The 18,200-nt window shown below is 60.4% G+C and carries 10 protein-coding genes; 6 read left to right on the top strand and 4 right to left on the bottom strand.

The features are described from left to right. Positions 1 to 131: 131 nt before the first annotated feature. Positions 132 to 506: a tetratricopeptide repeat protein gene (locus AACY49_RS05580; protein ID WP_258699373.1), complete on the bottom strand. Its 375-nt coding sequence runs from the start codon at positions 504 to 506 to the stop codon at positions 132 to 134. Between the two features lie 225 nt (positions 507 to 731). On the opposite strand from AACY49_RS05580, the gene pyk reads away from it, so the two are divergent. Beyond that, a complete protein-coding gene (gene pyk, locus AACY49_RS05575; protein WP_320393507.1) occupies positions 732 to 2,183 on the top strand; it encodes a pyruvate kinase in 1,452 nt (483 codons plus the stop codon). Positions 2,184 to 2,392: 209 nt separating this feature from the next. Here pyk and AACY49_RS05570 read toward each other — a convergent pair whose 3' ends face one another. The 3 genes from AACY49_RS05570 to AACY49_RS05560 form a co-directional block, all read right to left on the bottom strand. Further along, entirely contained in the window at positions 2,393 to 3,142 is a 750-nt protein-coding gene (locus AACY49_RS05570) for an enoyl-CoA hydratase-related protein (RefSeq protein ID WP_339522213.1), read from the bottom strand. 133 nt (positions 3,143 to 3,275) lie between these two features. Beyond that, positions 3,276 to 4,211, bottom strand: coding sequence for an iron-sulfur-binding ferredoxin reductase (locus AACY49_RS05565; RefSeq protein ID WP_258699370.1), 936 nt, complete (start codon positions 4,209 to 4,211; stop codon positions 3,276 to 3,278). After that, positions 4,204 to 5,310, bottom strand: a complete 1,107-nt coding sequence (locus tag AACY49_RS05560) for a GGDEF domain-containing protein (protein ID WP_339522211.1) — start codon at positions 5,308 to 5,310, stop codon at positions 4,204 to 4,206. The genes AACY49_RS05565 and AACY49_RS05560 overlap by 8 nt, the downstream gene beginning before the upstream one ends. Before the next feature lie 484 nt (positions 5,311 to 5,794). On the opposite strand from AACY49_RS05560, the gene AACY49_RS05555 reads away from it, so the two are divergent. The 5 genes from AACY49_RS05555 to AACY49_RS05535 all read left to right on the top strand — a co-directional run bounded on the left by AACY49_RS05555 (position 5,795) and on the right by AACY49_RS05535 (position 17,974). Next, positions 5,795 to 7,318 carry a fumarate hydratase gene (locus AACY49_RS05555; RefSeq protein ID WP_007938826.1) on the top strand — a complete coding sequence of 508 codons (1,524 nt, stop codon included), beginning with the start codon at positions 5,795 to 5,797 and terminating at the stop codon, positions 7,316 to 7,318. Between the two features lie 217 nt (positions 7,319 to 7,535). Then, positions 7,536 to 12,059, top strand: coding sequence for a SpvB/TcaC N-terminal domain-containing protein (locus AACY49_RS05550; protein ID WP_339522208.1), 4,524 nt, complete (start codon positions 7,536 to 7,538; stop codon positions 12,057 to 12,059). Continuing rightward, complete coding sequence (locus tag AACY49_RS05545; RefSeq protein WP_339522206.1) at positions 12,059 to 14,776, top strand: RHS repeat-associated core domain-containing protein; 2,718 nt, start codon at positions 12,059 to 12,061, stop codon at positions 14,774 to 14,776. The genes AACY49_RS05550 and AACY49_RS05545 overlap by 1 nt, the downstream gene beginning before the upstream one ends. A gap of 106 nt (positions 14,777 to 14,882) precedes the next feature. Then, complete coding sequence (locus AACY49_RS05540; RefSeq protein ID WP_339522204.1) at positions 14,883 to 16,643, top strand: ATP-binding protein; 1,761 nt, start codon at positions 14,883 to 14,885, stop codon at positions 16,641 to 16,643. Then, positions 16,643 to 17,974: a sigma-54-dependent transcriptional regulator gene (locus tag AACY49_RS05535; RefSeq protein ID WP_339522202.1), complete on the top strand. Its 1,332-nt coding sequence runs from the start codon at positions 16,643 to 16,645 to the stop codon at positions 17,972 to 17,974. Before AACY49_RS05540 ends, AACY49_RS05535 begins: the two co-directional genes overlap by 1 nt. Positions 17,975 to 18,200 lie beyond the last annotated feature (226 nt).

Genomic DNA, 18,200 nt, shown 5'->3' with positions numbered 1-18,200 from the left:
TCCCGGTGCGACAGTCCATCCGTCCGCTGCCGATCACAGGTGTTACCTCGATTAGAAACAAGGCTCTAAACCGATCTATTCGACTATAGCTCACCCACGCCGGCCGGCCAGCCGTTGAACGCTGCCTTCAATCAGAACCGGGTCGGGCGCACCACCGTCGCACTGCGGGTCGGGTAATGCCCCAGGCTCTCCAACGTTTCCAGACGGGCACGGGCGCGGTAGGCGTATTCGCTTTGCGGGTAAGACGCGATGATGAACTGATAAGTCTGGGCCGCATCAATGAACAGCTTCTGGCGCTCCAGGCACTGACCGCGCATCATCGACACTTCCGGCTGCACGTAGCGACGGGAACGGCTGTCGCGATCGACCTTGGACAGTTCGAGCATCACTTGCTCGCAGTTGCCGCGCTCGTAGGCGCTGTAGGCATTATTCAAATGATGGTCCATCGACCAACGGGTGCAGCCCACAACACTGAGGGCAAGGGCGGCAATGAGCACGAATCGCATGGGGGATCTCCTGTCTTGCGCTCTGTATCGACCCGTGGGTGGAAATCTTCAGGAGCATTTGCACCAAGCTGTCGCGTTCAATAAAGAAACCAATGACCAAGTTCTTCATAAAAACCAAGTTCTTCAAAAAAACCAAGTTCTCCAAAAAAAGTAGTGCAAACGAACAATGACTACACCCCAAGAGCATAGTAGCCTCTGCGAGCGCTTGAACTCAGGAGTCTTTGCATGTCCGTTCGTCGTACCAAAATCGTCGCTACCCTTGGCCCGGCCAGTAACTCGCCGGAAGTTCTCGAACAGCTGATTCTGGCTGGCCTGGACGTCGCCCGTCTGAACTTCTCCCACGGCACCCCCGACGAGCACAAGGCTCGCGCGAAGCTGGTGCGTGACCTCGCTGCCAAGCACGGCCGCTTCGTCGCCCTGCTGGGTGACCTGCAAGGCCCGAAAATCCGTATCGCCAAATTCGCCAACAAGAAGATCGAGCTGAAGATCGGTGATCAATTCACCTTCTCTACCAGCCATCCGTTGACCGAAGGCAACCAGCAAGTGGTCGGCATCGACTACCCGGACCTGGTCAAGGACTGCGGCGTGGGCGACGAGCTGCTGCTCGACGACGGCCGTGTAGTAATGCGCGTCGATACCGCCACCGCCACCGAGTTGCATTGCACCGTGACCATCGGCGGCCCGCTGTCGGACCACAAAGGCATCAACCGTCGCGGCGGCGGCCTGACGGCACCAGCCCTGACCGAGAAAGACAAGGCCGACATCAAGCTCGCTGCCGAGATGGAAGTCGACTACCTCGCGGTGTCCTTCCCGCGTGACGCCGCCGACATGGAATACGCCCGTCAACTGCGCGACGAAGCCGGCGGTACCGCCTGGCTGGTGGCGAAGATCGAACGCGCCGAAGCCGTGGCCGACGACGAAACCCTCGACGGCCTGATCAAGGCGTCCGACGCGGTGATGGTTGCCCGTGGTGACCTGGGTGTGGAAATCGGCGACGCCGAGCTGGTGGGCATTCAGAAGAAAATCATTCTGCACGCACGCCGCCACAACAAGGCTGTGATCGTCGCGACCCAGATGATGGAGTCGATGATCCAGAACCCGATGCCGACCCGCGCCGAAGTGTCCGACGTAGCCAACGCCGTGCTCGACTACACCGACGCCGTGATGCTCTCGGCCGAAAGTGCTGCCGGCCTGTATCCGCTGGAAGCCGTGCAAGCCATGGCGCGCATCTGCATCGGCGCTGAAAAGCACCCGACCAGCAAGACCTCCAGCCACCGCATCGGCAAGGTCTTCGAAAGCTGCGACCAGAGCATCGCCCTGGCGGCCATGTACACCGCCAACCACTTCCCGGGCGTGAAGGCGATCATCGCACTGACCGAAAGTGGCTACACGCCGTTGATCATGTCGCGCATCCGTTCCTCGGTGCCGATCTACGCGTTCTCCCCGCACCGCGAAACCCAGGCCCGCGCGGCGATGTTCCGTGGCGTCTACACCGTACCGTTCGACCCGGCATCGTTGCCACCTGAGCAAGTCAGCCAGGCCGCGATCGACGAATTGCTCAAGCGCGGTGTCGTCGAGAAAGGCGACTGGGTCATCCTGACCAAGGGCGACAGCTACCACACCATCGGCGGCACCAACGGGATGAAAATCCTGCACGTTGGCGACAAGATGGTCTGAGTGATCGGTTGTACGAAAAACAAAAGCCCCGCCATGTGAATGGCGGGGCTTTTTGGTTTTTTGATCCGAAAGTTGTGTTGCCTGGGCGGGCCTCATCGCGAGCAGGCTCGCTCCCACATTGGCCAGAGTTGTTCACAAATCATGTGACCACCATAAAACCCTGTGGGAGCGAGCCTGCTCGCGAAGAGGCCAGCCCGATCACCACACATTCAATGTCTGCCGATAAACCCCGACAACGCCGCAATCGCTTCCGGCGAACGCAGCCTTTGGGTGAATAAGGCGCCCTCTTCTTCCATAACCTTGCGCAACTGTTCCCGATCCGGCGCTTTCATCAATTGCTTGCTGATGCGCACCGCCTCTGGTGGCAGCTCGTCAAAACGCAACGCCATCTCCCGCGCCTTGGCCAACGCCGCTTCGCCACTGCCCAAGGCTTCAGTCGCGATCCCCCACGCGGCAGCCTGTTCACCGCTGAAACCTTCGCCCAGCAACAACAACTGCGCCGCTTTGGCATGCCCGAGCAACCGCGGCAAGATCAGGCTGGATCCGAACTCCGGGCATAACCCGAGATTGACGAAGGGCATGCGCAACCGCGCATCCGTGCTGACATAAACCAGATCGCAATGCAGTAGCATCGTCGTACCTATCCCCACCGCCGCACCGGCCACGGCGGCAATCACCGGCTTGCGGCACTCAAGCAAACTGAGCATGAAGTGGAATGCCGGGCTGTCGAGGTCGCTGGGTGGTTGCTGGAGGAAATCGCCAATATCATTGCCGGCGGTGAAACACTCAGCACCACCGGTAATCAGCACCGCATTGATGTCGGGGTCGGTGTCGGCTTGCTTCAGGGCCTCGACCAAGTGGCTGTACATGGCGCGAGTCAGGGCGTTTTTCTTCTCGGGGCGGTTGAAGCGCAGGGTCAGTAAACCGCGCTCGCGTTCAAACTGGATGGCATCGGGCATGGCGTGTCCTGATCTGAGAGGATCAACGGTGCCGAGGGAGCTTGCTCGCGCTTGAGTGCGCAGCGCTCACAAACTTTTGAGGCCACTGCGCAGCCCAGCGCGAGCAAGCTCGCTCGCCACAAAAAATCTGCGCTCAACCATGGGGTAGAAAGACATCCGCCAGCAGTTGATTGCGCGGCAAACCGGCCAGGTACAGGCGCCGGGCAAAGGCGTCGACGCTGTCGGGGGCTCCGCAGACTAAGGCCAGGGTTTGCCGGGAAACAAGGCGCAGTTGCGCCAAAGCCGCGGGCAACTCGGCCGCCGTCCAGAGCTCGACGTTCAGATTTTCACGGCCGTCGGCCATGGCTTGCAGGGGTTTGGCCAGATAATGCTCACCGGCATCATGGGCCAGATGAATAACGCGGATGGCGCCCTGGTGATGCTGACGCAACGCTTCGCGCAAGATACCGAACAACGGCCCCAGACCGGTGCCGGCCGCCAGCAACCAGAGTGGTCGGCTGTGCCAGTCCGGGTCGTAATGCAGTGCCCCGCCGCGCAACTCGCCGAGGCGGATCGGATCGCCGATTTTCAAGCGACGCGCCGCATCACTGAATTCCCCCGGTTGGCGGCAATCGAGGTGGAACTCCAGAAAGCGGTCCTCCTCCGGCAGGCTGGCCAGGGAATACGGTCGCGCCACCTGCCCCGCCCACAACACCAGATGCTGCCCTGCCTGATAGCGCAACGGTCGCTCACTCGTCAGGCGCAAACGCAACACGCTGGGGCTCAGCCAATCACTGGCGGCCACCTGAGCGGCAAGGCCATCGCGCAGCGGGTCGAAGGTTTCGATTTGCAAATCGTCGACCACCTGGCACTGACAAGCCAGGCGCCAACCCTGCTGGCGCTGTTCATGGCTCAAGGCATCGGGACGGCTGTCGCCGGGCAAGCCCTCGACACATTTGACCAGGCACGCATGGCAACTACCGGCGCGGCAGCTATAAGGCACCGACACACCGTTTTGATTCAAGGCATCGAGCAGGTTGCTGCCCGCCGCCACCGTCCATTGGCGTGCGCCGACCCGTAACTCAGGCATCGACATTCTCCCAGGCCGCCGCACAACGGTTGCGGCCATCGCGCTTGGCGCGGTACAACGCCTGATCGGCGCGGTGCAAGGCGTGATCCAGATCGTCGCCCAATTCCAACAAGGTCATGCCCGCCGACAGGCTGAGGTTGCGCACATCCAGGCCGACCAATTCGACATCCATGAAGGCTATGCGCAACCGCTCGCAGCAAGCCGTCAGGCGCTCGGCATCGCAATCGGGCAACAGCACCACAAACTCTTCACCGCCATAGCGGGCCAGGATATCGCCATCGCGCAGGCAGGCAGTGGCCACCCCGGCAAACGCTTGCAGCACCTGATCGCCGGCAGCATGGCCGTGAACATCGTTGATGCGTTTGAAGTGGTCGAGGTCGATCAACGCCAGGCCATGCACCACATCGGCGTCCATGGCGTTCAACTCGCGGGAGGCCAGACGCAGGAAATGTCGGCGGTTGAACAGCCCGGTGAGTTCGTCGGTCGCCACCAGGTCTTCGAGCTGGCGCATCATCCCGCGCAGGGTGTCCTGATGCGCCTGCAAGGCGAACCGCCGCTGACGCATACGCTGGCGTGACATCTGGACGTAGCGGGCGTAAAGCACCAGCCAACCAAGCACCACAAACAGCACGCACACCTGTAACAGGGCCAGCGTCGGGTCGGTCAGCTGAAAGTGGTAGCCCTTCCACAAGGTGATGGCGCTGAAACTGAAGAACACCAGCAACGCGCAACGCACAATGGCCATGCGCGAAAGATGAAACAGCCCGAATAACAGAATCAGCAGGTAAAACACCAGAAACGCGCCGCGAGCCTCGTCCAGATGGGCGATCAGCCAGGTTTGCCAACCCAGCCCCAGCAGTATCTGCACTTCAGTCAGGCTGGGATCAGAGAAACGCAGGTTAGCGCCGCTGTAAAACACCGCGAACAACACCCCCTGGCTGAGCCCCACCAACACGCTGCCGATCACCATGCCGGTGACCGAGTCATCGTAATGGCCGGTGTAAAACGCCAGCCACAGCAGCAGCAAAGCCAGGGCGTAGGTGCCGGCCGCGAGGGCAAAGCGTTTAAGCAAAAGCCGCTGGATGGCGTTATGGGTCAATCGTTGATTCACCGTGAGGAAGGAGGCTGTCGGAGCGTCTCTACTCTACAGACCGAATGCCACTTTAGTGGCGTGTCTGATAAATGACCATTCAATTTTAGGGGCAAAAAAACTGGCGTCAAAACCATGACCCCATCTCGAGATAATCCTGTGGCGAGGGAGCTTGCTCCCGCTGGGCTGCGAAGCAGCCCTCTGCCTTCTTTCAATTGAACTGCGATAAATCCATTACGACTGCTTCGCAGCTGAACGGGAGCAAGCCCCCTCGCCACAAAGGCCATTCGCCAATATTCATAGGTGGGCGGTATGCGACCAACGTTTGACTGTCAACGGATGTGCCCGCCATCGAGGCGCGGTATACTGCCGCGCCTTTTTAGCGTCGCGCCAGCATGCCCGGCGTGCCTTAGAAAGGTGCTTGCAACCGACCGATGCACCCAAGCTGCAAGCACCTTATTGAATGTTCCCGTCTTTTAGAGGAGCGCGACTCATGACCGTGATCAAGCAAGACGACCTGATTCAGAGCGTTGCCGACGCCCTGCAATTCATTTCCTACTACCACCCCGTGGACTTCATCCAGGCGATGCACGAGGCCTACCTGCGTGAAGAATCGCCGGCAGCCCGCGACTCCATCGCGCAAATCCTGATCAACTCGCGCATGTGCGCCACCGGCCACCGCCCGATCTGCCAGGACACCGGCATCGTTACCGTGTTCGTGCGTGTGGGCATGGACGTGCGTTGGGATGGCGCCACCATGGGCCTGGACGACATGATCAACGAAGGCGTGCGCCGGGCTTACAACCTGCCGGAAAACGTCCTGCGTGCCTCGATCCTCGCCGACCCGGCGGGCGCTCGTAAAAACACCAAGGACAACACCCCGGCCGTTATCCACTACTCCATCGTTCCGGGTAACACCGTGGAAGTGGACGTGGCAGCCAAGGGCGGCGGTTCCGAGAACAAGTCGAAAATGGCCATGCTCAACCCGTCCGACTCGATCGTCGACTGGGTGCTGAAAACCGTTCCGACCATGGGCGCCGGCTGGTGCCCACCGGGCATGCTCGGCATCGGCATCGGCGGCACCGCCGAGAAAGCCGCCGTCATGGCCAAGGAAGTGTTGATGGAGTCCATCGACATTCACGAGCTCAAGGCACGCGGCCCGCAGAACCGTATCGAAGAGATGCGCCTGGAGCTGTTCGAGAAGGTCAACCAACTGGGCATCGGCGCCCAGGGCCTGGGTGGCCTGACCACCGTGCTCGACGTGAAGATCATGGATTACCCGACCCACGCCGCTTCGTTGCCGGTGTGCATGATCCCCAACTGCGCCGCCACCCGTCACGCGCACTTCGTGCTCGACGGTTCCGGCCCGGCCTCGCTGGAGGCGCCACCGCTGGACGCCTACCCGGAAATCGTCTGGGAAGCCGGCCCGTCGGCCCGTCGCGTCAACCTCGACACCCTGACTCCGGAAGAAGTGCAGAGCTGGAAGCCGGGCGAAACCGTCCTGCTCAACGGCAAGATGCTCACCGGTCGCGACGCCGCGCACAAGCGCATGGTCGAGATGCTGAACAAGGGTGAAACCTTGCCGGTGGACCTCAAGGGTCGCTTCATCTACTACGTCGGCCCGGTTGATCCGGTACGCGAAGAAGTGGTTGGCCCTGCCGGCCCGACCACGGCAACGCGAATGGACAAGTTCACCCGTCAGATCCTCGAGCAAACCGGCCTGCTGGGCATGATCGGCAAATCCGAGCGCGGCCCGACCGCGATCGAAGCGATCAAGGACCACAAAGCCGTTTACCTGATGGCGGTCGGCGGCGCGGCTTACCTGGTGGCGCAAGCGATCAAGAAATCCCGCGTGGTGGCTTTCGCCGAACTGGGCATGGAAGCGATCTACGAGTTCGACGTCAAAGACATGCCGGTCACTGTTGCAGTCGATAGCAAGGGTGAGTCGGTACACATCACCGGTCCTGCCATCTGGCAGCAAAAGATCAGTGAAAGCCTGGCGGTAGAAGTGCAGTAAGCGCTTCAGTCTGCCCGCACGGCCGGTTCATCGTTATGGATGACCCGGCCGTTTTTTTATCCAGCGTTCCAACCGTTCGCGATAGAAAAACTTTGCGCTTGGCCAACTCAATCTAAAAAAAGCAGCCCTCTCCTGTCAGATATGACAGGTTACGTCCCGCCTCAACCTTGATAGCGTTAATCCACCCACGCCCAACGCGTGCGCATTGGATGAAACCATGGCCGATCAAGACCTCAGCATCACCACGCCTTCCATCACTAAAAGCTCCTCGATCGCCATGATCGGCCAGGGTTTCAGCGCCGTGGGCCCGACCGGCGAAGCGTCGTTCCAGCTGCCACTGCCCATTTCCAGCGGCCGCGCCGCCACCCCGCAGTTGTCGCTGACTTACAGCAGTCAGTCTGGAAACGGCCCGTTCGGCATTGGCTGGAATCTGGGCAGCGGTCAAATCCGGCGCCGGACCAACAAGGGCGTGCCGCGTTATGGCGATGATGACGAGATCATCGGTCACGATGCCCAGATCTGCATGCCCGAACGCAATGCGGACGGCACGATCAAGTCCCGGTTCGAAAGCAGCTTCAACGGCAAGGACATCGGTCTTCACTCGGTGGTCCGTTATTCGCCAGAGGTCGAAAGCGTTTTCACCATCAGGGAACGCTGGCAGCCGGTAAGCCTGACGCCTGACGAGCACAAGCCCATGTTCTGGCTTGTATACGGCGCCGATGGCTCATTGCATATGTACGGCAAAACAGCGGATTCGCGCGTAGCGGCCCCTGACGATCCGCTACGCGTGGGTGTCTGGTTGCTTTGCGAAAGCATGACCGCCCACGGCGAGCATATTTGTTTCGATTACAAGGCGGACGATCAAGACCCCGACCCCGTCCATGACTACCGCGCCCAGCGTTACCTGCGTCGGGCGTTATACGGCAACTTCACCGCCAGCCAGGACCTGTACACCTGGACGGTCGAAACCCCGGCCGATCTGGGTTGGCATTTTCATTTGCTGTTCGACTACGGTGAACGCACCCTTTCACTGACCGAAAAACCCGCCTATGACGGCTACACTCTGCAACCCTGGCTGACCCGTCCGGATGCCTTTTCGGCCTTTGGGCACGGTTTTGAAGTGGGCACACGCCGGCTCTGTCAGCAGGTGCTGATGTTTCACCACTTTCCCGCCGAATTGGGCGCCGAACCGGCATTGGTTCGGCGGCTACTGCTTAAGTACAACCAGAACACACCGCAATGGAGCTACAGCCAGATCACCTCGGCCCACTATCAGGCCTGGGATGCCAGCGGCGCTGTGGAAAACACTCCGCCGGTGCAGTTCGAGCATTCACCTTTCAGCCTCAACAAAACGCCAGTACGGTTGCTCGAACCCGACAATATGCCGGGCATCGAGGATGGCGGTTTCTACCAATGCGTCGACCTTTACGGCGAAGGCTTGCCGGGTTTTCTCTGCCGCCATGACCAGTGCTGGTATTACCGGGAACCGATGCGCGCCGCGTCAGGGCCTGATGACATCGGCTACAGCCCGTGGAAAGCGCTGGAGAACATTCCGGTGGCGAACCGCAGTAAGCCTGTGCTGCAGATACTGACCGACTTGACCGGCGACGGCCGTCTCGACTGGATCACGGCCCAACCGGGCTTGAGTGGATTGCGCACGTTGAATGCAGATCGCACATGGGCCGAATTCAAGACCTTCGCCCAGTTCCCGGTAGAGTTTTTCAGTGCGTACTCACAGCTGGGCGACCTGGCTGGCGAGGGGCTTCTTTCGCTGGCAGTGATCGGGCCACGCTCCGTGCGCTTTTACCGCAACAACCTAGAGGACGGTTTCCAGCAGGCCGAAGAGGTTCCCCATGAGCCCGGCGATGACCGGCTGCCCTTGTTCGGCAATGCCGCCAGCGAACTGGTGTTTCTGGGTAACCTGCTGGGCAGCGACACGACCGAGCTGTGCCGCATTCGCCACGACGAAATCAAATGCTGGCCTAATCTGGGGCACGGCAAGTTCGGTATGGGGCGGGTGCTCAGCGGTCCTGAGTTCAAGTACGACGAGTTCGATTGCGCACGGGTGCGGATCGCCGACCTCGACGGATCCGGCGCACCGGCATTGATCTATCTGAAATCCGATGCGTTCGAGATTTACCTGAATCGTGGCGGCAAAGGCCTGGAAAAAGACCCGATCAGCGTGCCATGGCCTGTGGGCGTGCGATACGACCGACTGTGCGAGGTCACGTTCGCCGACCTGCAAGGCCTGGGCTGTGCCAGCCTGATCCTGACGGTGCCGCACATGAAACCGCGCCATTGGCGCTACGACTTTGTGTCGGCCAAGCCCTATCTGATCACATCCAGCAACAACAACATGGGATGCAGCGCCCGCGTCGTCTACCGCAGTTCGGCGCAGGAATGGCTGGATGAAAAGCAGGAACGGCTTCTTGCAAAACCGCAGGAAGTCCCGGCGTGCTTTTTGCCGCTCAATGTGCAGGTTGTCAGTCGGCAACTGCAGCTGGACGAAATCACCGGCAACTGCCTGAGCCAGGGGGTCAAGTACCGCGAGGGTTATTACGACCCGCTTGCTCGTGAGTACCGGGGCTTTGGCTATCTGGAACAGACCGACAGCGAAAGTGCCACGGGCGATGATGATGTCGGCTTCACGGCGCAAACCCGGGTCCGTAGCTGGTTCATTATCGGCCAGTTCATGGACAGGCCACGTGACGGCTATTTCGACAGGGATCCCGAAGCATTCCCGCTGGGAGAGACATTGCTCAGCGAATATGACGCCATCAACGAGTGCGATGTGCCCTTCCCGCCACCCGACGAAACCATCAAGTATGAAATCGCCCGTGGGATGTCCGGGACGCTCATGCGAGTCGAAACCTACAACGGCGAAGACGACCCGCTCACGGCACAGCCTTACACGGTCACAGAACATCGCTATCTGGTGCGCCAGGTGCGACCTAAAGGTGATCACTATCCCGATGCAATCATCCTGCCTCTACCGGTAGAGAAGATCAGCTACCGGTACGAACAATTTATCGACGACCCCTTGTGCCAGCATGAAATCAATCTGCGCTGGAGCAAATATGGTCTGCCCACCCACTCGGTGGCCATCAGCTACGCACGCCGCCGAACCGCAGGGGACACCCCGCCCTTTACCGACTCCGATGAACAACAGTGGTGGTGCGACGCCCATGACGACGCTCAGCAGTCGTACTACCTGAGCGAGACCCGTGCCCGGTTCATCGATCTGGATGCCGATCCGCAGCATCGGCGATTGGGCTTGCCCTATGAGCAGCGCGCCAATGCGCTGATCTTGCCCAAAGGCTCGCTGCCCGGCGGCCTTGAGCCGGACAAAATTACGTTTAAGGAAATTACCGATCATCAGGATTCCGGCGAGTGGAATGCCCTGCGAGTGCTGACCCAACAGTCGGTGCAGCGTTACCTCAAGACCGAAGATCAGTCGCTGATGCCCGATGGCAAGGCCGAATACGAAGCCCTGACCGGCCCGCTGGAGGTCGCGCAACTGGACAAGACCGCGCTGGACGCCTACAGCGAACTGCCGCCACCCTTCGACATCCGGGACGAGCTGGCGAAAATCGGTTACACCCCTATGAAGTTGCTGTTCGAAACACCGCCGCCGGCCGACGACGAAGACAACCTGTGGTCCGCCCGCTACGGTTTCGCGAAGTACGACAATCTCGACGGTTTTTACAAAGTGCTCGAGTACCACGAGACGCCCAGCCACGGCGTGACGAAAGCCGAATACGACACCTACCGTCTGGCGATCAAAAGCGTCGAACTGCCCGATGGCTGTACCACCCGGATCGAATACGACTATCACGCACTGCAACCGGTGCGCATCATCGATGCCAACGACAATACTCAGGAAGCCATTTACGAACCGTCCGGGCAGCCCTTGGCCATCAGTTTTTTCGGCACCGAAAACGGTAGCGACGCAGGCTTCAGATCGCTGAGCGAGTTCGTGCGCCCGGTGGATCATCGCCCGGACCCGGCCATCGAGAACCCGGTGGATGCCATTCAAAAAGCCGCCAGCACGTTGCGCAAGGATCTGTTCAGCTGGATGGGGCAACTGCCGCCGACCGTCAGCCCCGAACTGCTCGCCGAATGGATCGCCAACGGTGATGTCCTTCCCAGCGGACACATTTGCGCCAGCGCCCGCCAACGTTTGCAGCAAGGCACCGACCTGACTGTGTCGAAACAAGCGTTGAGCGAACTCATCGCCACGGTTCGCCGCGAGCCGGTACACAGCGTCGTCCTCAGCGCCGACCGTTACCCCGACGATCCGGTTCCGGCACAGATCCAGATCGTCAAAGCCTGCGTGGACGGCTTCGGCCGGGCGCTGCAAACCCAGCAATTGGTCGAACCGGGCATGGCTTATGCGGTGGATACCGACGGCAAGCTGATCATCGAGAATGGTCAGTATCTTGAGGTATTCACCGACCCGCGCTGGCGCATCAGCGAACGGGTCGAATACAACAACAAAGGCCTGCCGGTTCGACAGTTCCGACCGTTTTTCGCCAACACCCATGGCTATGTCGACGACCAGTCCCTGCACCAGCTTGGCTATTTCGATCAGCTGTTCTATGACGTGCCGGGCCGCGCGATCAAGCTGATCAACGCCAAAGGGTATTTCTCCCGCGAGACGTATCATCCCTGGTACCACATCAGCGAAGACTTCAATGACACCGCTGAGCCTTCACCGCCGCAACAGAGCACTTTGCACTGATGTCTGTCAGGGTTCATCGGCGCACGCCTTCGCTCATGGCGAGCGACGGCCGAGGCTTGCCGGTTCGCCAGGTCGCTTATCTGCGCACGGTTGCCGGTGAAACGGCTGCTGCCCTGGTAACCCGCCAGCAGCATGACGTTGCCGGGCGGCGGGTGACGCAACAGGATCCGCGCCTGCCCACGCCCAACATCACCACCGTTTACGGGTTGGGCGGCACGCCCTTGAAAATCGACAGCGTCGATGCCGGCTGGCGCCTGAGCCTGCCGGGGCTGGCCGGGGAGACGTCGCAGCGCTGGGACGAGCGCGGCAGCCATTGGCGCATGACCTACGATAATCAACTACGCGTGGTGGCCGTCGAGGAAAACGCCCGGCCGGATGTCGACACCTTCACCTACGCCGATGCCTCGGCCGACGCCGGTCATAACCTGCGTGGCCAGTTGCTTGCGCTGGTGGATCCGTCGGGCACCTTGCGCCTCGGCAGCTACGGCCTGCTCGGGCAGCCGCTGGGCGAAACCCGCACCTTTCACGATGCCAAGGCCTTTGTCAGCCACCGCACCTACAACCCGCTGGGCGCCGTTCTGGAGCAGATCGATGCCGGCGAACACCAGCAACAATCGCGCTACGACCTCGCCGGGCAAATCAAACAGGTGCAGTTGCGGCTCAAGGGGCAAACCGATTGGCAACCCGTGTTGCAGGACGCGCAGTACAACGCCGCCGGGCAAATCATTGAGCAACAGGCGGGTAACGGCGTAATCAGCCGTTGGCGCTACGACCCGACCGATGCACGTCTGCAGCGGCAATCTGCACAAGAAAATCAGCAGCCGTCCCTTCAAGACTTCGAATACGAATACGACCCGGTGGGCAACGTTACCCGCATCCTCGACCATGTGTTCACGCCCAGCCATTTCGCCAATCAGCGGGTCGATGGCCATCGCGAATTCAGGTACGACTCGCTGTACCGATTGCACAGCGCCAGCGGCTACGACGACGGCCCGCCTTCGGACATTCCGGGCCTGCCCCAACCAACCGATCCCAACAACCGGCTCAACTACACGCAAACTTACGACTACGATCGCGGCGGCAATCTGATCAAGCTCTGCCATGTGCGCGAGGGCGCCTGTCATACCCGCGAGATGTTCATCGACCCAGCCAGCAATCGTGGCGTGCGCTGGACCTCAGGGGATCCCGACCCGCAATTCGACAAACTGTTCGATCGCCACGGCAACCTGCTGGCCCTGCAACCCGGCCAGCCCATGCAATGGAACGCTCGCGATCAACTGACCTCGGTGACTCTGGTCCATCGCGACAACGGCCCCGACGACGAAGAACACTACCGCTACAGCCAGGGCGTGCGGGTCTATAAACGCCACGAAACCCATACCGCGAAAACCAGTCACATTCACGAAGTGCGCTATTTGCCGGGGCTGGAAATCCGCACCAAAGACAACGGCGAAGAACTGCACGTCATCACCCTTACCGCCGGCTTCGGCAGCGTCCGTTGCCTGCACTGGGAGAACGACCCGGCGAACATCGGCAGCGATCAACTGCGCTACAGCCTGGACGATCACTTGGGCTCCTGCCTGATGGAACTGGACCAACAGGCGCAATTGATCAGCCACGAAGGCTACTACCCATTCGGCGCCACCGCGTGGATGGCGGCGCGCTCGTTGATCGAAGTCGTCTACAAAATCATCCGCTATTCGGGCAAGGAAATGGATGTCAGCGGCTTGTACTACTACGGCGCGCGATATTACGCGCCATGGTTGCAACGCTGGGTCAGCGCCGATCCGGCAGGAGATGTGGACGGGCTGAATCTGTATGGGTTTGTGGGGAACAATCCGACGAACTATTTCGATGATGACGGGCAACAGCGAACGCCGGATGAACTGAAGGCCGTCATTGATCGCTACTCAAATCTGCTTACAACGGTCGAATCCAGGCTGAACAGGTCGATTTATCAATTCAACAACCTTAACCGGACCAGGGATATCTACAAATCCAGTGGTAAAAGGGCTGCGCTCACATTGGTCAATGTCTTGGCGTCTGCAATGATCGCAGGTGTCGTTGGTAGTTTGGCGATAACTGCCGGCACGCTCGTGACCGGCGGCAACGTGGCGGCAGGCTCAACGATTGGTATTGGGACGGCTGCCTTGGCAGCGGATGTAGCTGGTAATGCAATTGACAGCGCCGGCCAGAAAAACGCTTTCGGATACCCGCTCTTACCGAAAAGCGACGACTACGATTGGGGCGATATCACAAAAGATGCAGAGCCAGTTCGCATAAGAACTGAGATTAGAAAAATACTAGAGAAATACGACCCGCGGCAAACGGACGGAAACAAGGAAACATTGATGGCCGGGACGATTGGGGCCGCTGATACGCTGACCGGCAAAAGTACTCATCTGGAAAAGTTTCTTGCATTCTTTCGCCTGAGTGTAGAAATGACTGAGGCGCTTAATGACACACTTGGACCAAGAGATCTTGAGTTGGTAGAACAAGGCGTCTATTTGCTGAGTGACTTTCTGAATACTGAAAAAAAGAAATATGATTCGGCTTTGGAGGAGCTTGAAAATCTCGGTGGCAAGCATATAACGCTAGCAGCTGGAACTCGCCGTCGGCTGGAGGAAACCGAAACTGTAGTAAAAGGGAAGATGCAGCGTGTCCTGGATCTGCGTCCTCGGGTAACCGAGCATCTCCAACGAAAAAAGGCTGTTTGAACAGGCGAGGATAAGAGGTAGCGCGGGGTGATCGACACGTATCAATGTCAGGGAAAACCTGCGCTGCATGCTATCGTGCCTACCCGCACCTGCGTCGATATTCCCTATGCTCGCGACTTCACAATCCTTGCACCGATTGCTTTATGCCCTGTCGATAATCGCCGGGGCCATTCTTGCGGCCACTTTGGCCATCCGCCACGCCGAACGCCAGGCGTTGGTGGAGGACGCTGCCCGCGCCAATCAGCAATTGTCGCTGTACGCCAATTCCCTGCACACCCTGATCGACCGCTACCGCGCCCTGCCCGCCGTATTGGCGCTGGACCCGGAACTGCGCGCCGCGCTAAGCGGTGAGGTGAGCCCCGAACAGCAGCTTGCGTTGAATCGCAAACTGGAAAAAATCAACGGCGCCGCGCAGTCCTCGACCCTGGAACTGCTCGACCGCACCGGCCGGGCCGTGGCCGCCAGCAATTGGCGTTTGCCCAGCAGTTACGTCGGCCACAACTATGGCTTCCGCCCCTACTTCAGCCAGACGCGAACCCAAGGCACCGGGCGCTTTTACGCGGTGGGCGTCACCAGCGGCATTCCGGGTTACTTTCTGTCCAGTGCAGTGACCGGCGACGGTGATGAGTTCCTCGGTGCCATGGTGGTCAAACTCGAATTCCCGGAGCTTGAGCGCGAATGGCGCCAGGGCAGCGACACCTTGCTGGTCAGCGATGCGCGCGGGATCATCTTCATCGCCAATCAGCCCGGTTGGCGCTATCGCCAATTGAAACCGCTCGGCGACAGCGACCGCGCCGAGCTCAAGGCCACGCGCCAATACGACAAACAACCGCTGACCCCGCTTGACTATCAATCGGTGCGGCGCTTCGACGACAACAGTGCGCTAACCCGGGTCGATGGCCCCGACGGAGCGGCGGATTACCTGTGGGAATCGCTGCCGCTGGCCGCCGAAGGCTGGACGCTGCACCTGCTGCGCCGCCCGCAGATCGCTTTCGAAGACCGCCGCAACGCCGGGCTCGCCGCCGCCGGGGTGTGGCTGGCCATCGTGTTTTTGCTGCTGTTCCTCAACCAGCGCTGGCGCCTGGCCAAAATGCGCCAGCGCAGTCGTGAAGAACTCGAACAACTGGTGGAAGAACGCACCCGCGACCTGCGCACCGCCCAGGACGGGCTGGTGCAATCGGCCAAACTCGCGGCCCTCGGGCAGATGTCGGCGGCGCTGGCCCATGAAATCAACCAGCCGCTGACCGCCCAACGCATGCAGCTTGCGACGCTGAGGCTGCTGCTCGATCACGGTCGGGTCGAGGACGCCTACAAGGCGCTCAAACCGGTGGACGACATGCTCACGCGCATGGCCGCCCTCACCGGCCACCTGAAAACCTTCGCCCGCAAAAGCCCCAGCGGTCTGCGCGAACGGCTGGACCTGGCGGCGGTGGTCGATCAATCCTTGCAGTTACTGGATGCGCGCCTGCGTGATGAGCACATCAGCACTGTGCTGCACCTGACCCGCCCGGCCTGGGTACGTGGCGATGCGATTCGTCTGGAGCAGGTGCTGATCAACCTGCTGCGCAACGCCCTGGATGCGATGCACGACAAACCCTGCAAACGTCTGGAAATCCGCCTCGAAGCCGATGAACAATTGTGGCATCTGACCGTCGCCGATAACGGCGGTGGCATTGCCGAAGAGAACCTGGGGCAAGTGTTCGATCCGTTCTTCACCACCAAACCGGTGGGTGATGGCCTGGGCCTGGGGCTTGCCGTCTCCTTCGCTATCGTTCACGAAGCGGGCGGACGCCTGAGTGTCGATAATGGCGAAAGCGGCGCGGTGTTCACCCTGACCTTGCCGATCGATCTGGAGGCGCACATCTGATGCTCAATTCGGTGATGGTGGTCGATGACGAGAGCAGCATCCGCAGCGCCGTCGAACAGTGGCTGAGCTTGTCCGGCTTCGAGGTGCAGCTGTTCAGCCGCGCCGATGAGTGCCTGGCGCAACTGCCCAGACATTTCCCCGGTGTGATCCTCAGCGATGTGCGCATGCCCGGCATGACCGGGCTGGAGCTATTGGCCGAAGTCCAGCGCCGCGATGCCGACTTGCCGGTGATCCTGCTGACCGGTCACGGCGATGTGCCGATGGCCGTCGAAGCGATGCGCGACGGCGCCTATGATTTCCTCGAAAAACCTTTCAGCCCGGAAACCCTGCTGAGCAGCCTGCGCCGCGCTCTGGACAAGCGCCGACTGGTGCTGGAAAACCGTGCCCTGCACGAACAGGCAGACAATCGCGCCAAACTCGATGCCACCCTGCTGGGTGTATCCCGTGGTTTGCAAACGCTGCGCCGGCAGGTGCTGGAGCTGGCGACGCTGCCGGTCAACGTGCTGATCCGGGGCGAAACCGGCAGTGGCAAGGAATTGGTTGCCCGTTGCCTGCACGACTTCGGTCCCCGTGCAGACAAACCCTTCGTGGCACTGAATTGCGCGGCGATTCCCGAGCAGTTGTTCGAGGCCGAGCTGTTCGGTCATGAGAGCGGCGCGTTCACGGGTGCCCAGGGCAAACGTATCGGCAAGCTCGAATACGCCGATGGCGGCACGCTGTTTCTCGATGAAATCGAAAGCATGCCCCTGGCCCAACAGGTGAAACTGCTGCGGGTGTTGCAGGAGCAGAAACTGGAGCGATTGGGCTCCAACCAGAGCATCCACGTGGATTTGCGGATCATCGCCGCGACCAAACCCGACTTGCTGGAGGAAGCCCGGGCCGGACGTTTTCGCGAAGATCTGGCCTATCGATTGAACGTCGCCGAGTTGCGGCTGCCACCGTTGCGCGATCGGCGTGAAGACATTCCCCTGTTGTTCGAGTTCTTCGCGCAGAGTGCCGCCGAGCGTTTGGGTCGCACCTTTGCACCCTTGAGCGGGCCGCAATTGAGCCATCTGCTGAGCCACGACTGGCCGGGCAATGTGCGCGAACTGGCGAACGTCGCCGAGCGCCAAGTGCTGGGCCTGGACGAACCGGAGCCGGTGGGGATCGATCCCGGCCAGTCGCTGGCGGCGCAGCAAGAAGCCTTCGAAGCGCATTGCCTGCGCGCGGCATTGACCCGACATAAAGGTGATGTGAAAGCGGTGCTTGAAGAACTGCAACTGCCGCGTCGTACCTTTAATGAAAAGATGCAGCGGCATGGGTTGAGCCGTGAGATGTTCCTCGGCGAATGATCGTTCCCACGCTCCGCGTGGGAATGCAGCCCGGGACGCTCCGCGTCCCAAAAGCCGAACGCGGAGCGTCCGTTGAGGCATTCCCACGCGGAGCGTGGGAACGATCAGCTCCGGCGTATTTCCGCTTGCCAACCCCAATTCCATAAGCGGATTTCCGCTCAATAAATCCCGCCACCCCCTCTAAACCGGCCCTCCTCCCCTTGGCACAGCTCCTGCTATAGCACCA

It is taken from the genome of Pseudomonas sp. EL_65y_Pfl2_R96 (assembly GCF_963970905.1).
Classification (GTDB): domain Bacteria; phylum Pseudomonadota; class Gammaproteobacteria; order Pseudomonadales; family Pseudomonadaceae; genus Aquipseudomonas.
This window is presented reverse-complemented; position numbering and strand designations above follow the sequence as displayed.

What these genes read in the sequence shown, in the direction of transcription:
- AACY49_RS05540 (WP_339522204.1), top strand. Translation starts at nt 14,883, where the DNA reads ATGCTCGCGACTTCACAATCCTTGCACCGATTGCTTTATGCCCTGTCG.
- pyk (WP_320393507.1), top strand. Translation starts at nt 732, where the DNA reads ATGTCCGTTCGTCGTACCAAAATCGTCGCTACCCTTGGCCCGGCCAGT.
- AACY49_RS05555 (WP_007938826.1), top strand. Translation starts at nt 5,795, where the DNA reads ATGACCGTGATCAAGCAAGACGACCTGATTCAGAGCGTTGCCGACGCC.
- AACY49_RS05550 (WP_339522208.1), top strand. Translation starts at nt 7,536, where the DNA reads ATGGCCGATCAAGACCTCAGCATCACCACGCCTTCCATCACTAAAAGC.
- AACY49_RS05580 (WP_258699373.1), bottom strand. Translation starts at nt 506, where the DNA reads ATGCGATTCGTGCTCATTGCCGCCCTTGCCCTCAGTGTTGTGGGCTGC.
- AACY49_RS05570 (WP_339522213.1), bottom strand. Translation starts at nt 3,142, where the DNA reads ATGCCCGATGCCATCCAGTTTGAACGCGAGCGCGGTTTACTGACCCTG.
- AACY49_RS05565 (WP_258699370.1), bottom strand. Translation starts at nt 4,211, where the DNA reads ATGCCTGAGTTACGGGTCGGCGCACGCCAATGGACGGTGGCGGCGGGC.
- AACY49_RS05545 (WP_339522206.1), top strand. Translation starts at nt 12,059, where the DNA reads ATGTCTGTCAGGGTTCATCGGCGCACGCCTTCGCTCATGGCGAGCGAC.
- AACY49_RS05535 (WP_339522202.1), top strand. Translation starts at nt 16,643, where the DNA reads ATGCTCAATTCGGTGATGGTGGTCGATGACGAGAGCAGCATCCGCAGC.